Below are 14,855 nucleotides of genomic sequence, written 5' to 3'. Positions count from 1 at the left end.
CCCAAGGGCCTGACCCCCGCAAAAAAAGGTCCAAAGGGGGAAGCGCATGTCGGTCGCGAGGCCGGCATGCGTTTCCATATTCCGGCTATTCCCCGCCCAGATCCTCGGCGCCCCAGATATGGCTGGTTTCGACATAGCCAGCCTTGCCCTCGACCTCGAAACGGCACCAGCCATCAGCGCAATCGGTGATCGCGCCGACCACGCCGGGTTCGGCACGCCAGCTGACCGACGCGCCGACATCGGGCTTCGCCCGGAGCGGACGGATTTCGCCGCGGATGATCGCGGTGCGGTCCTCGCTCAGCAAATTGGCCTGCATCCAGCCCGTTGCGCCGTCGGGGTCCTGCACCTTGCGCCAGTTGGGGAACGTCTCGATCACCTTCACGGGCAGATGCGCGCGCTGGTAGAGCCACATTGCGGGAAACTGCCGGCCCGGCCCGGTGCGCGTGCGCGCCTTGCCCGCCGAAATCGACGCCCAGTAAGGCGGCTTCTTCTGCGCGACCGCGTCGCCGGCAGAAGACAACAGCATCACAACGGCCATCGTGGCCGCCAGCGGCTTGCCCAAACGCACACTTCCCCCCTTCGCAATCATCACCGTCCTTCTCGCAAATGCGCAGCGCGGCTTCAAGGCGCTGCTGCGGCTTGACGCACCCGCCCGGCGCAGCCTAGCGCAGTTCCCATGACCGACGCCGATCGTCCGCACAATCCCAAGGTGGTCGTCACCCACCGGCTGCCCGCCGTCATCGAGGCGCGGATGAGCGAACTCTTCGACACCGTGCTCGCGCCGGCCGATGCGACGATGGACCGCGCCGCGCTGCTGGCGGCAGTTTCGGACTGCGACGTGCTCGTCCCCACGCTCACCGACCAGATCGACGCGACGTTGATCGCGGCGGCGGGACCGCAGCTCAAGCTGATCGCCAATTTCGGCAATGGCGTGGACCATATCGACCTGAAGGCCGCGCGCGCCGGGGGCATCATCGTCACCAACACGCCGGGCGTGCTGACCCAGGACGCCGCCGACATGGCGATGGCGCTGCTGCTCTCGATCCCGCGCCGCGTCGCCGAGGGTGAGCGGCGGATGCGCTCGGGCGAGTGGACGGGCTGGCGCCCGACCGCGATGCTTGGCCACCGCATCCACGGCAAGACGCTGGGCATCGTCGGCATGGGACGGATCGGCCAGGCGATCGCGCTCAGGGCGCGCGGCTTTGGCCTCTCGATCCGCTATCACAACCGCCACCGCCTGCCTGATGTCGTCGAGCGTGCGGTGGACGCGACCTTCTCCCCCGATCTCGACACGATGCTGGGGGAGGTCGATTTCGTCTCCCTGAACTGCCCGCACAATGAAGAGACGCATCACCTGCTGAATGCGCGGCGAATCGCGCTGATGCGACGCGACGCGTACCTCATCAACATCGCCCGCGGCGAGCTGATCGAGGAAGGCGCGCTGATCGACGCGCTTGAGCAGGGCCGCATCATGGGGGCGGGGCTCGACGTGTTCGCGCACGAGCCCGCGATCGACCCGCGCCTGCGCACGCTCGACAATGTCGTGCTGCTGCCGCACATGGCCTCCGCCACGATCGAGGCGCGCGAGGATACGGGCGCCAAGGTGATCGCCAATATCCGCATGTGGGCCGACGGCCATCGCCCCCCCGATCAAGTGCTCGAGGGCTGGGTTTAGCGCAACGCGAGACACATCCTCATCAGTGCTCCTGCGCAAGCAGGAGCCCATGCCGGCAGGCGCACCATCGCTTCGGACATGGGCTCCGGGTCAAGCCCGGAGCACCGACACCCCGGCCTGAGCCGGGGTTCTTAGCCTCAGTCGCCCGTCAGGATGCGGTCGACGAGTTGCTTCACGGTCGGCACGAAACCGTTCGAATAGAACGGGTCCTTCTTGAAGTTGAAGGCGTTGTGGCCCGCGAACATCAGGTTCTCCTCGGTCGGCCCGCCATGGACGATGTCCTGCAGCGTCTTCTGGATGCAGAAGCTGCGCGGATCGGCGAGGCGGCCGGTCGAGTTGGTCTCGCTGTCCATCCAGCTCGAAAAGCCGCAATGGCTCAGGCAGCCCATGCAATCGGCCTGATCCTTGCGGATGACGACCTTTTCCTCGGGCGTGACGAAGACGAGCGTGTTGTCGGGGGTCTTGAGCGCCTCGGTAAAGCCCTGACCGTACCATTCGCGCGCGCGCAACAGGTCGTTGCGCGTGACCCAGAAGCTCTTGCCCTTGACGCCGACGTCGAGCTGGAACTGGTGATCGCCCGCATGATCGCCCGAAAAGGCGATCTGGCGTTCAGAGCGCGCCTCGAGATTGCGCAGGAAGGGGTTGCGCACCGCCGAGGAATAGAAGCCCGTGGGCGAGAAGCGGTGGAGCAGGATATCGCCCTCGTTGAGCGTCATCAGCCGCGCCTTCCACCCCTCGGGGATCGGGCTTTCCTGCGTCAGCAGCGGGCGCGTGCCGAACTGGAAGGCGATCTGGCCGAGCTCGGGATTGTCGATCCAGTGGTTCCAGTCGCGCAGATACCAGACGCCACCCGCCATGATGATCGGCACGTCGTCCGAAATGCCGCCCTCGCGCATCGTGTCGCGCAGCGCCTTGACGCGCGGATAGGGATCCTCGGGCTTGAGCGGATCCTCGGCGTTGGACAGGCCGTTGTGCCCGCCCGCGAGCCAGGGATCCTCATAGACCACGCCCGCCAGCCACTCGGCGGCCTTGGAATAGGCGCGCTTCCACAGCGCGCGGAAGGCGCGGCCCGAGCTGACGATGGGGAGGTAGTTGACCTCGTACGAGGCCGCGATCTCGGACAGCTTGTAGGGCATGCCCGCGCCGCAGGTGACGCCCGCGACCATTCCGCGCGTGCGTTCGAGCACGCCGTGGAGCACGCGCTGCGCGCCGCCCATTTCCCAGAGCACGTTGATGTTGATCGCGCCCTTGCCGCCCGCGATCTCGAAGGCGCGCTTGACCTGGTCGACCGCCCCCGCGATCGCATATTCGATCAGTTCCTCATGGCGCTCGCGCCGCGTCTTGGCGCGGTAGATCTGCGGAATGATCTTGCCCGTCGGATCATAGCTGTCGGCGTTGACCGCAGAAACGGTGCCGATGCCGCCCGCAGCCGCCCACGCGCCAGAACTCATATGGTTGCTGGCCGCGACGCCCTTGCCACCCTCGATCAACGGCCACACCTCGCGGCCGCCGTAAAGGATGGGCTTAAGACCCTTGAACAATTCAATCACTCCCTCAAAATCCCGGCGCCTAATAGCAGGCTGCGCACAAAATGCGCGGACAAAATGGTCTAGCCCGCAAGCGCCCCGGATCGCCCGATCGCGCCGCCGTAAAGGCCCCCATAGCGCGCGATCATCACTTGCTCGTCATATTCTGCCACAGCTTTGGCGCGATTGTCAGCACCAAGTTGCATGCGAAGCGCGGGATCGGCCGCCAGCAAGGCTATCGCGCCCGCGAGCGCGGCTTCGCCGCCGCGCGGCACGACAAAAGGCCGGTTCCGGGGCGCTACCATCGCGGCTATGTCGCCGACATCGGTGGCAACCACCGGAAGCCCCGCGGCCATCGCCTCGACGAGCGAAATAGGAAATTGTTCAGAGTCCGAGGAAATTGCATAGATATCGAACAGCCCGACATAGCGGTGGGGATCGCGCTGGAACCCCGGCAGGGTGAGCGCGACGCCGAGCCGTGCGGCCTCGGCCTCGATCGCGGCGCGCTCGGGCCCCTCACCCACGATCACCAGCCTGAGTGCCTTGCCTGCCCCCGCGACCGCGCGCACCAGTCGCGGCAGATTCTTGACGAGGCGCAGCCCAGCCACCGAACCGACCACCAGATCGTCCTTGCCGCGGACGAAGCCCGGCAAGGCCCGTGGATCGGGACGACCCGCATAGCGACGCGTGGCGATCCCGTTGGCGATACGGTGGACACGGTAATCCGGCTGTTTCCAGGTGTCGCGCGCGATCGCCTCGAGCTTTTGCGAGGGCACGACGAGCGCATCCGCGCCCGGCAGCGCGACGCGACGGAAGATGTTGCGCTCGGTCTTCAGACGCCTGGCCTCGTCGGCGTTGAAGCCATCCTCATGATGGATCAGCGGCGGCACGCCTGCGGGAAACAGTCGTCGCGCCATCACCGCGTCCATCGCGCCCCAGTTATAGGTAAGCACGAGATCGAAGCGCCGCATATAGCGCGCCAGCGCCTGATAGCGCGCGACCGAAGGCTTGCCCGTGAGCGGGGTCGCATCGTCGGGGAAGGCGGCCTTCACGCGCCGGTCGATCGCCGCGCGCGCGCCGAGTGCGCCGGGCACGCCGCTGACGACGGTGTGCCGCGCACGGTCGCCAAAGGCGTTCATCAGCTGGACGGCGCGCGCCTCCTTGCCGCCGAGATCAAAGCTGGAATGCAGGTGCAGGATGTGGACGGTCACGCAGCCACTTCACTCAAGACCGCCGCGAGGAACTTGTCGATCGCACGCGCGGCCTGCGGCTCCTCAAGCGTCGGGGTGTGGCCGACGCCGGGCACCGTCGTCACACGCGCATCGTCGAGCCGCTTCTTCATCTGCGCGACGGTCTCCGTGCTGAGCACGTCGGACAGTTCGCCGCGGATGATCTGGACGGGGACGGCGTACATCGCGTCGAGCGCGAGCCACAAATCGACCCCCGCCTCGCCCCCGGGCAGGCGGAAGGGCTCGGCGATCTTGCTGTCATAATCGGGGACGATGCGGCCCTGCGCATTGAGCCGGTAGAGCCGCTTGGCCATGCGCAGCCAGTCCTGCAGCTCATAGCCGGGATAGACATCGGCATTGGTCTCGGCGAGCGCACGCGCCGCATGGACCCAGGTCGGCCAGGCGCCGGGCTTGCCGACATAGCCGCGGATCCGGTCGAGCCCCTTGCGCTCGATCACCGGCCCGACATCGTTGAGCAGCACCCCCGCGAAGCGCGCGGGCTCCGTCGAGGCGAGCAGCATCGAGACGATGCCGCCCAGCGAGGTGCCGAAGGCGATCAGCCGGTCAAGCTTGAGCTCATCGATCAGTCGGTCGATGTCCTGCACATAGGTGAGCGGGACATAGGTCATCGGGTCCTTGGCGTAGGCGCTTTCACCGCGCCCGCGCAGATCGACGCAGATCACGCGATGGCGGCCGGAAAGCCGCTCGGCAACGCCCTCGAAGTCGCGCGCGTTGCGCGTCAGCCCGGGGATGCAGAGGATGGGTGGCCGATCCGACGGCCCCGGATAGTCGCGGTAATGCAGGCGCAAACCGTCATTCGACCACCAATATCCGTCCGCGAATGCCGCCATAGGTTGCGCCCTTCCCCTTTCCCCCTCCATATCGCCGCATGACGACGCTCCCGCAAGCTGCCAAATATCGCCCCGAAACGCCGATCCTCGAACTGGGGGAGTCGTTCTACGACCGTGTGGAGGCCGCGCGCTTTCCCGAAATGAAGCTGGGGTTCCGCAACGATCGCGCCGCAGCCGAGATCGGACTTGCGGGCCTGAGCCATGACGACTGGATCGCGCATTTCGGGCGCTTCGATCCGCTGCCCGACAATCTGACGCAGCCGCTGGCGCTGCGTTATCACGGGCACCAGTTCCGCGTGTACAATCCCGAGATCGGCGACGGGCGCGGCTTCCTGTTCGCGCAGATGCGCGACGGCGACGGGCGGCTGATGGACCTCGGCACCAAGGGCTCGGGGCAGACGCCGTGGAGCCGCTTCGGCGACGGACGGCTGACGCTCAAGGGCGGCGTGCGCGAGATCCTGGCGACCGAGATGCTCGAGGCGCTGGGGGTCGAGACGTCGCGCACCTTCTCGCTGATAGAGACGGGCGAGGCGCTCGAGCGCGGCGACGAGCCCTCGCCGACGCGGTCCTCGGTGCTCGTGCGGCTGAACCACGGCCATATCCGCATCGGCAGCTTCCAGCGGCTCGCCTATCTGCGCGACGAGGAGGGCATGCACCGGCTGATCGCCTATGTGCTCAGGCACTATTTCGGCGAGAAAGCCGGTGAGGATGCGCCCGCGCGGCTGCTCGGCCATGTCGTGCGCCGCACCGCGCGGCTGGCTCCCTCCTATATCGCCGCGGGCTTCGTCCACGGCGTGCTCAACAGCGACAATATCAACGTGACGGGCGAGAGCTTCGATTACGGCCCGTGGCGCTTCACGCCATTCTACGACCCCGGCTTCACCGCCGCCTATTTCGACCAGACCGGGCTCTATGCCTTTGGCCGGCAGGCCGAGGCAGTGCACTGGAACATCGTCCAGCTCGCGGTTGCCTTGCGACTGGTGGCCGAGGCCGAGGAACTGGTGCCCGCGATCGAACCCTTCGCGCAGGGTTATGAAGACGGGCTGATCGACCGATTCCTGTGGCGGCTGGGGGTCAGGCCGCGCGGCGCGGAATTCGACAAGCCGCTGGTCGGCGCGATCGAGAAGGCGTTGATGGAGGGGACGGTCGAGATCGACCGCTTCTTCTTCGACTGGGCCGGCGGACGGAAGCGCGGCGCGACGCCCGCCGACATGTATTATGCGGGACCGGCGTTCGAGGATTTCCGCGAGGCGGTGGCGGGCTATGAGCCCGCGCGCACGCTCGATCATCCCTACTGGTCCGATGCCGCGCCCTGCTCGATGCATATCGACGAGGTCGAGGCAATCTGGGCGCGGATCGCCGAGGCCGATGACTGGTCCGCGCTGGAGGCAAAGGTCGCGGCGGTGCGTCGCATGGGGGAAGCGATGGCGGGGTAAGGCCGCTTTCGCCCCTCCCTTTCAAGGGAGGGGCTTAGGTGAGCGCCACGGCTTGACGTGCCGACGCGGATGCTGGAGAGCGTGGCCCCGATGACCGCGCCCGAAATCGTCTCATATGAACCGGCTACGGGCGCTGAACTCTGGCGCAGCCGTGTGGGCGATGCCGCAACCGAGATCGCGGCCGCGCGCGCCGCCTTTCCCGAATGGGCCGCGCGCCCGGTCACCGTCCGCATCGAGACGCTGCGCCGCTTCGTCAACGTGGTGCGCGGCAATGCCGAGGTTTTCGCGGAGCTGATTGCGCGCGAGACGGGCAAGCCGCTCTGGGAAGCGCGCACCGAGGTCGAGGCGGTGATGGCCAAGGTCGACATCTCTGTTTCGGCCTATGGCGAGCGCACCGGCCAGCGCCGCCTCGAAGGCGCGATGGGCGCGCGCAACGCGGTACGTCACAAGCCGCACGGTGTGCTCGGCGTGCTCGGCCCCTTCAACTTCCCCGCGCATCTGCCCAACGGCCATATCATCCCCGCGCTGATCGCGGGCAATGCGGTGGTGTTCAAGCCGTCGGAAAAGACGCCCGCGACCGGCGAACTGCTCGTGCAGTGCTATCACGAGGCGGGCGTGCCCGAGGGTGTGGTCCGGCTGCTGGTAGGCGGCGCCGAACAGGGGCAGGCGCTTGCGGCGCATGACGGAATCGATGGGCTGCTTTTCACCGGATCGGCGCGCGCGGGGCTCCAGCTCAGCCGCCAGTTCGCCGAAAAGCCCGGCAAGATCCTCGCGCTCGAAATGGGCGGCAACAATCCCATCCTGCTGTGGAACCCCACCGATCTCGACGCCGCCGCCACCACGATCGTGCAGAGCGCGTTTCTGACCGCGGGCCAGCGCTGCACCGCGGCGCGGCGGCTGATCGTCGAGGACGGCAAGCATGAGGCGATCCTCGAAAAGATCGGCAAGCTCGCCGACCGGCTGATCATCGGCGCGCCACATGACGAGCCCCAGCCCTTCATGGGCCCGGTGATCGACAATGACGCCGCCGATGCGCTGCAGGAAACCTATCTGGCACTCATGATGAAGGGCGGCGTACCGATCCGGCGCATGGATCGCCCTGTCGAGGGCCGCCCCTTCCTTACCCCCGGCATCATCGACGTGACCAGTGTCGCCGACCGCGGCGACGACGAGATGTTCGGCCCGCTGCTGCAGGTGATCCGCGTTCCCGATTTCGAAAGCGCGATGGCCGAGGCCAACAATACGCGTTTCGGCCTGTCCGCCTCGCTGATCGGTGGAAACCCCAAGCTCTACGACCGCTTCTGGACCGAAATCCGCGCGGGCGTGGTCAACTGGAACCGCCCGACCAACGGCGCGCCGTCGAACGCGCCCTTTGGCGGGCTCGGCCTGTCGGGCAACCACCGCCCGAGCGCGTGGTACGCGGCGGACTATTGCGCCTATCCGGTGGTGTCCTCTGAAATGGATCAGGCACGCGCGGCGATCGGAATCGGGTTGCGGGATGGATAAGTAACGCGGCGTATCAGCCGAGAGAGATTTCTGGATTCGCGGACGATGGGGATCGTGTGGCATGGCTGCTCACATGTCGGCGAGCGTGGAGCCTTCCAAGTCTGCGCGGCGTTCCCAATCCGGCGCCCATGTCCGACCCCGCGCCTCCCAAGCTTGAAGGACCGCAATTGGGATCACGCCATTGTGATTACCGGCGCAGTTAAATCCATTAGACCCAAGATGGAATGGAGGGTTCGGAAAGGCATCTACGACAAGAAAGCCAGTTTCCAAGTCGACCAGGCCGCCCCCCAGCTTCTTGTTTGCTCCAAAAGCGACGTCAAAATGATGCCCACACGTTTCGCAGGAAACACGAATTAAAATGCTGAATGACCCGATCGCCAGCTTGGGGTGATATTCACAATATCGGGGAATCCCATCTATCCACCACTTTGGCGGTTCAGCTATTCGATCAGTTATATCCAGAAGTGGACGATGCATTTTCCAATTCCGATGTCTAACTGATAGCATATCACGCGATCGTATGCCGACAAGGGTGTCTCGTGCCAATTTCAGACTAATCTACTGACACTGCTAAACGAAGGGCCAACTTAGAGCACTCAACAAAGGCCTCTGAACGGCAAGGATTCGGTCGAAATCGCCCAATCAGCCAAACGCAATCCCACCCCGCACAAGCTCAGCTAACCGCTCCCAAAAAAAGCCTGCTTTGCGTTTGGCGGGGGGACGATCCATCTGGCTGTCATGGACAAGAGGCGTGACATTGTCCCCGGAACGGTGCTGCTGGTCGGCGCGGGACCGGGTGATCCCGATCTGCTGACGGTGCGCGCGGTGCGTGCGCTGGAGCGCGCGACCGTGGTCGTGCATGACGGGCTGGTCGATGATCGCGTCCTCGAACTTGCCCCCGCAAGCGCGCGCCGGATTTCGGTCGCCAAGAGCCGGGCGCGGCATACGCTGGCGCAGGACGGCATCAATGCGCTGATCGTCGACGAGGCGCTGAAGGGCGAGACCGTGGTGCGCCTCAAGGGCGGCGATCCCTTCATCTTCGGTCGTGGCGGCGAGGAAGTCGATGCGTGCCGCATGGCGGGCGTTCCCGTCGAAGTGATCCCCGGCATTTCCGCCGCGGTTGGTTGCGCGGCCGAGGCGCTGCTCCCACTCACCCACCGCGAGGCATCGAGCGCGGTCAGCTTCGTCGCGGGCCAGTGCAAGGGGCTGACCCAGCAGGACTGGTCGGGGCTTGCGGGCAAGGGTCGCACGCTCGTCATCTATATGGGTGTCGCGACCTCGGCCGAGATCGCGGACAAGCTGATCGCCGACGGCGTTGCGCCCGACATGCCCGTGGCGGTGCTCGAAAAGGGCACGCGCAAGGACGCGCGCGCGCTGCGGACGATCCTGACCGACCTGGGCGACATGATCGCGCGCGAGCGCGTGAAGAGCCCCGCGCTGATCGTGGTCGGCGAGGTCGTGCTGCGCGCCGATGCCGAGGATCGGCTTTTCCAGTTTGCCAGACAGGCGGAGACTCTTGCGTGAAGATACTGACGGGCAATGACCTGCCGACGGGCGATGTGGTGTGGTGGACCGGCACCGACTGGTCGCGCCATGTCGAGGACGCAGTCGATGTCGACGAGCAGGGCGAGGCGATCGCGCGCACCGAAGAGGCCGCGCGCCGCGTCAACGGCCCCTATGTGATCGAGGCGACCGCGACGCCAGAAGGCCCCCGCCCCGCGCATATCAAGGACCGCATCCGTGCGCTCGGTCCCACCGTCCGCCCCGACCTGACGCTGAAACCCGCCGACCCCGATGCAGGGAATTGGGTGATTTGATGGCCTTCGAACCCTCTTTCTTGTCATTCCCGCGCAAGCGGGAATCCCGGAACACGGAAACCGTGCCGTTTTCTGGGAAGACGGTGTTCATGGATTCCCGCTTTCGCGGGAATGACATTTCAGGTTTGGACTGAAAAATGTACCAATACGACCAATACGACCAGTCGATCGTCGACGCCCGCGTCGAGGAGTTCCGCGATCAGGTGAAGCGCCGCCTGTCGGGCGCGCTGAGCGAGGACCAGTTCAAGCCGCTGCGGCTGATGAACGGGCTCTACCTGCAGTTGCACGCCTATATGCTGCGCGTCGCGGTGCCCTATGGCACGCTCAGCAGCAAGCAGATGCGGATGCTGGGCCATGTCGCGCGCAAATACGACCGCGGCTATGGTCATTTCACGACGCGCCAGAACATCCAGTACAACTGGATCAAGCTCGAGGACGCGCCCGACATCCTCGCCGAGCTGGCGACCGTCGAGATGCACGCCATCCAGACCAGCGGCAACTGCATCCGCAACATCAGCTCGGACCAGTATGCGGGCGCCGCGGCCGACGAGGTGACCGATCCGCGGCCCTGGGCCGAGCTGCTGCGCCAGTGGTCGACCTTCCATCCCGAATTCAGCTATCTGCCGCGCAAGTTCAAGATCGCGGTGATCGCCTCGCCCGAGGACCGCGCGGCGATGCGGCTGCACGATATCGGCGTCGAACTGCTGGAGAAGGACGGACGGCTCGGCGCCAAGGTCTTTGTCGGCGGCGGCATGGGCCGCACGCCTATGATCGGGCCCGAGATCAAGGACTTCGTGCCGATTGAGGATTTCCTGAGCTACGTCGAGGCGTGCCTGCGCGTCTACAATCGCTATGGCCGGCGCGACAATATCTACAAGGCGCGGATCAAGATCCTCGTCCACGAACTTGGCGCGGACGAATATCGCCGCCAGGTCGAGGAAGAGTTCGCGCATGTGAAGACGCTGGGCATCGACCCGCCGCTTGCCGAGCTGGAGCGCATCTCAGCCTTCTTCGCCCCGCCGGCCTATGAAGCGGGCGTATCGGACGAGATCGACCTGTCCGATCCCGATTTCCGGGTCTGGGTGCAGGCGCAGACCGCGGCGCACAAGCAGCCGGGCTATGCGATCGTCAACATCAGCCTGAAGCCGATCGGCGGCATTCCGGGCGACGCCTCGGCCGACCAGATCGACCTGATGGCCAACCTTGCCGAGAAATACAGCTTCGACGAGCTGCGCGTGACGCATGCGCAGAACATCGTGCTGCCCAATGTGAGGAAGGCCGATCTCCATGCGATCTGGCAGGCGCTCGACGCCGCGGGGCTCGCCACGCCCAATCTCGACCTGATCAGCGACATCATCGCCTGCCCCGGCCTCGATTATTGCAGCCTTGCCAATGCGCGCTCGATCCCGGTCGCGCAGAAGATCGCGCAGCGCTTCGCCGATCTCGACCGGCAGCGCGACCTGGGCGAACTCAAGCTCAAGATCTCGGGCTGCATCAACGCCTGCGGCCACCATCATGCCGGGCACATCGGCATCCTTGGCGTCGATCGTAAGGGCACCGAAAACTACCAGCTGCTGCTCGGCGGCTCGGGTGCGGAGGATGTGAGCCTCGGCAAGATCACGGGCCCCGGCTTCGACGAGGACGGCGTGGTCGATGCGATCGAGAAGGTGACCGACACCTACAAGGCGCTGCGGACCGAGGGCGAGCGCTTCGTCGACACCTATCGCCGCGTCGGCATCGAACCCTTCAAGGAAGCCATTTATGGGTAACCCCGTCTCGCTCAGCGACACCACGCCGCATGAAGAGCCGGCGGTTACGCTCGACGCCTTTCTCGACCAGTCGAACGCTACGGCTGTCAGGGTCGAGCCCGATGAGGATGTGCGCGCGCTCATTCCCTTTCTCGACCGGCTCGCGCTGATCGAGATCAGCTTTCCCGCATTCAGGGACGGCCGCGGCTATTCGGCCGCGCGCATCCTGCGCGAGGCAGGCTATACGGGCGAACTGCGCGCGCAGGGCGATGTGCTCGTCGACCAGATCCCGCACATGCGCCGCTGCGGCTTCGACAGTTTCGCGCCGCAACAGCCCGTCGATCCCGAAGTGCTGAAGGCGTCGCTCGAACGCTATCACCAATATTATCAGGGCGCGGCCGACGCCGCAGTGCCCGTGTGGAAACGCCGTCATGACCCAAGCCTTGCGTAAAATCGACTTTATCGATGCCCGTCCGCGTTTCACCGAGGCGGATGCTATCGCGCTCAACAACCGGTTTCGGGGCACCGATACCGTCGAGATGCTGCGCACGCTGATCGAGGAAGACAGCCTTGGCCGGATCGCGGTCGTTTCGTCCTTCGGGGCCGAGAGCGCGGTGCTGCTGCACCTGATCGCGTCGATCGATCCGAACGTGCCCGTGCTGTTCGGCGACACGCTCAAGATGTTCCCCGAGACGCTCGACTATCGCGACACGCTGACCGAATTGCTGGGCCTGACCAATGTCATCACCTATCGCCCCGATCCCGCGGATCTGGCGAAGAAGGACGACAAGGAGCTGCGCTGGTCGTACGACCCCGATGGCTGCTGCGAGATCCGCAAGGTCATCCCGCTCGAGCGCGAGCTGGCGGGGTTCGACGTCTCGATCTCGGGCCGCAAGGGCTTCCAGTCGGCGACGCGCAAGGGCCTGCCCCGCTTCGAGGTCGATGGCGACCGGTTGAAAATCAACCCGCTGGCCGACTGGACCAAGGAAGACCTCGAAGCCTATTTCGTCGAGCACGACCTGCCCCGCCACCCGCTCGAGGCCGAGGGCTATCCCTCGATCGGCTGCCAGCCCTGCACGAGCAAGGTGAAGCCGGGCGAGGATCCGCGCGCGGGCCGCTGGCGCGGTTGGGACAAGGTCGAGTGCGGCATCCACACGCCGATCGCCGACCCCGACGATCCCGCAAACCAGCCGGTGTTCTGAGGGACGGCGACAACGTCCCAATTATCCGCGGGTGTCATTCCGGGGCTTAGTCGAGCCTGAAAAACCGAAGGTTTTTCGCCGCTTCGACTTGGAACCCGGAATTCATGAACATTGCCGCCGGCCCTCTTGGCTCCGTGTTCACGGATTCCAGATAGCTCGATTTTCTATCCAAATCTGAGATTTGGGTAAAATCGGCTTCTGGAATGACAAGGTGGGTTTTTCAGTGGTGTGTCGCCTTGGACGGCGCCTCAGTTATACTGCTCGGGCAGCCGGTTATCCTCGATATAGTCGCCGAAGCGCGTGATCTTGCTGTCGAAGCGCATCTTAATCGAGCCCGTCGCGCCGTGGCGCTGCTTGGCGATGATGAGCTGGGCGAGGCCGCTGATCTTGAAATCCTCCTGAAGCCACGCGTTCCACGCGTCATGCTCCTCGGCGGTGGAGTTGGCGTTGGGTTCGGTCGGCTTCTTGAACGAGTGATAATAATCCTCGCGATAGACGAACCAGACCATGTCGGCGTCCTGCTCGATCGAGCCCGATTCACGAAGGTCCGACAGCTGCGGGCGCTTGTCCTCGCGCGATTCAACCGCACGGCTGAGCTGCGAGAGCGCGATCACGGGGACGTTGAGTTCCTTCGCGAGCGTCTTCAAGCCGCGGCTGATCTCCGAGATTTCCTGCACGCGGTTGCCGTCGCTCGACTTGCCCGAGCCCTGGAGCAGCTGGAGATAGTCGATCACGATGAAGCCGATATCGTGACGGCGCTTCAACCGCCGCGCGCGCGTGCGGAGCGCGGCGATGGTGAGGCCGGGCGTGTCGTCGATATAGAGCGGCAGGTTTTCGAGCTCGCCCGAGGCGCGCGCGAGGTTGCGGAAATCCTGCTGGCTGATCTTACCCATGCGCAGGCTTTCACCGCTGATCCCCGACTGTTCGGAGAGGATACGCGTCGCGAGCTGGTCGGCAGCCATTTCGAGGCTGAAAAAGGCGACCTTGGCGCCGACCGACTTCTTCATGTCGATCCCGTCCTCGAAATCGCGCTGCCAGCGGCTGGCGGCGTTGAAGGCGATGTTGGTGGCGAGCGAGGTCTTGCCCATGCCGGGACGGCCCGCGAGGATGATGAGGTCCGAGTGGTGGAGACCACCGATGCGCGCATTGAGCGTGGTCAGGCCGGTGGTGACGCCCGACAGGCCGCCGCCCGCATTGAGCGCTTTCTCGGCCATCTCGACCGCGGTGCGACTTGCCTGAAGGAAGGACTTGACCGAGCCGGTCTCGCCGCCCTCTTCGGCCACCCGGTAGAGCGCGACCTCGGCGTCCTCGATCTGCTTCTTGGGATTGACCTCGTCCGAGGTGTCCATCGCCTTGGTGACGAGCTCGCGTCCGACGCCGATCAGCGCGCGCAGCATCGCCAATTCGTAGATCTGCTCGGCAAAATCGCGCGCCGCGATCAGTGCGGCGCCACTGCCCGTGAGGCGGGCCAGATAGGCGGGGCCGCCGAGATCCTTCATCGCCTCATCGCCCTCGAACATCGGGCGCAGCGTGACGGGGCTCGCGACCATGTTCTTGGTCACCAGCTTGAGGATGGCATCATAAATGCGGCCATGAACCGGCTCGTAGAAATGCTCGGAGCGCAGCTTCTGCATCACGTCCTCGGCGACGCGGTTGTCGAGCATCATCGCGCCGAGAAGCGCCGCCTCCGCCTCGATATTCTGCGGAAGCTCGGGGGTTTCGCCTTCACTGGCGGGAATCAGTCGGATCGGATCGGCCATGCCGCTGTGTGTTCCACCCCGCGGTTCCACTCAAGTGGAACAACCCTGTATGTTTCTGTGGATAACCCATAGCACATCTATGTCATTCCCGCGAAAGCGGGAATC

The 14,855-nt window shown here is 65.3% G+C and carries 13 protein-coding genes; 8 read left to right on the top strand and 5 right to left on the bottom strand.

The genetic code is table 11. From position 1 onward, the window contains the following. Window positions 1–85: 85 nt before the first annotated feature. On the bottom strand, window positions 86–568 hold the full coding sequence (locus AC3WJD_RS12225) for an SH3 domain-containing protein (protein WP_492746924.1): 483 nt from the start codon (window positions 566–568) through the stop codon (window positions 86–88). A 108-nt stretch (window positions 569–676) separates the two neighbouring features. On the opposite strand from AC3WJD_RS12225, the gene AC3WJD_RS12220 reads away from it, so the two are divergent. Next, a complete protein-coding gene (locus AC3WJD_RS12220; protein WP_492746923.1) occupies window positions 677–1,675 on the top strand; it encodes a 2-hydroxyacid dehydrogenase in 999 nt (332 codons plus the stop codon). Window positions 1,676–1,812: 137 nt separating this feature from the next. Here the strand turns inward: AC3WJD_RS12220 and AC3WJD_RS12215 are convergent, their stop codons facing one another. The 3 genes from AC3WJD_RS12215 to AC3WJD_RS12205 form a co-directional block, all read right to left on the bottom strand. After that, on the bottom strand, window positions 1,813–3,216 hold the full coding sequence (locus AC3WJD_RS12215; protein WP_492746922.1) for an NAD(P)H-dependent flavin oxidoreductase: 1,404 nt from the start codon (window positions 3,214–3,216) through the stop codon (window positions 1,813–1,815). 68 nt (window positions 3,217–3,284) lie between these two features. After that, a complete protein-coding gene (locus AC3WJD_RS12210; RefSeq protein WP_492746921.1) occupies window positions 3,285–4,412 on the bottom strand; it encodes a glycosyltransferase in 1,128 nt (375 codons plus the stop codon). Continuing rightward, window positions 4,409–5,281 carry an alpha/beta fold hydrolase gene (locus tag AC3WJD_RS12205; protein WP_492746920.1) on the bottom strand — a complete coding sequence of 291 codons (873 nt, stop codon included), beginning with the start codon at window positions 5,279–5,281 and terminating at the stop codon, window positions 4,409–4,411. The genes AC3WJD_RS12210 and AC3WJD_RS12205 overlap by 4 nt, the downstream gene beginning before the upstream one ends. A 38-nt stretch (window positions 5,282–5,319) precedes the next feature. Between AC3WJD_RS12205 and AC3WJD_RS12200 the strand changes: the two genes are divergently transcribed. The 7 genes from AC3WJD_RS12200 to AC3WJD_RS12170 all read left to right on the top strand — a co-directional run bounded on the left by AC3WJD_RS12200 (window position 5,320) and on the right by AC3WJD_RS12170 (window position 12,990). Then, entirely contained in the window at window positions 5,320–6,717 is a 1,398-nt protein-coding gene (locus AC3WJD_RS12200) for a protein adenylyltransferase SelO family protein (RefSeq protein ID WP_492746919.1), read from the top strand. A gap of 90 nt (window positions 6,718–6,807) precedes the next feature. Continuing rightward, window positions 6,808–8,223, top strand: a complete 1,416-nt coding sequence (gene astD / locus AC3WJD_RS12195) for a succinylglutamate-semialdehyde dehydrogenase (protein ID WP_492746918.1) — start codon at window positions 6,808–6,810, stop codon at window positions 8,221–8,223. A gap of 738 nt (window positions 8,224–8,961) precedes the next feature. Further along, entirely contained in the window at window positions 8,962–9,747 is a 786-nt protein-coding gene (gene cobA / locus AC3WJD_RS12190; protein WP_492746917.1) for a uroporphyrinogen-III C-methyltransferase, read from the top strand. Beyond that, window positions 9,744–10,040: a DUF2849 domain-containing protein gene (locus AC3WJD_RS12185; RefSeq protein ID WP_492746916.1), complete on the top strand. Its 297-nt coding sequence runs from the start codon at window positions 9,744–9,746 to the stop codon at window positions 10,038–10,040. The genes cobA and AC3WJD_RS12185 overlap by 4 nt, the downstream gene beginning before the upstream one ends. A 137-nt stretch (window positions 10,041–10,177) precedes the next feature. Further along, window positions 10,178–11,809 (top strand): nitrite/sulfite reductase, encoded by a 1,632-nt coding sequence (locus tag AC3WJD_RS12180; protein WP_492746915.1) that lies wholly within the window; start codon window positions 10,178–10,180, stop codon window positions 11,807–11,809. Then, window positions 11,802–12,239: a DUF934 domain-containing protein gene (locus AC3WJD_RS12175; protein ID WP_492746914.1), complete on the top strand. Its 438-nt coding sequence runs from the start codon at window positions 11,802–11,804 to the stop codon at window positions 12,237–12,239. Before AC3WJD_RS12180 ends, AC3WJD_RS12175 begins: the two co-directional genes overlap by 8 nt. Then, window positions 12,220–12,990, top strand: coding sequence for a phosphoadenylyl-sulfate reductase (locus AC3WJD_RS12170; RefSeq protein WP_492746913.1), 771 nt, complete (start codon window positions 12,220–12,222; stop codon window positions 12,988–12,990). Before AC3WJD_RS12175 ends, AC3WJD_RS12170 begins: the two co-directional genes overlap by 20 nt. Before the next feature lie 248 nt (window positions 12,991–13,238). Here AC3WJD_RS12170 and AC3WJD_RS12165 read toward each other — a convergent pair whose 3' ends face one another. After that, on the bottom strand, window positions 13,239–14,750 hold the full coding sequence (locus AC3WJD_RS12165; RefSeq protein ID WP_492746912.1) for a replicative DNA helicase: 1,512 nt from the start codon (window positions 14,748–14,750) through the stop codon (window positions 13,239–13,241). Window positions 14,751–14,855: the final 105 nt, after the last annotated feature.

Source organism: Sphingobium sp. FW306-1B-F04DB, from assembly GCF_058781925.1.
This window is presented reverse-complemented; position numbering and strand designations above follow the sequence as displayed.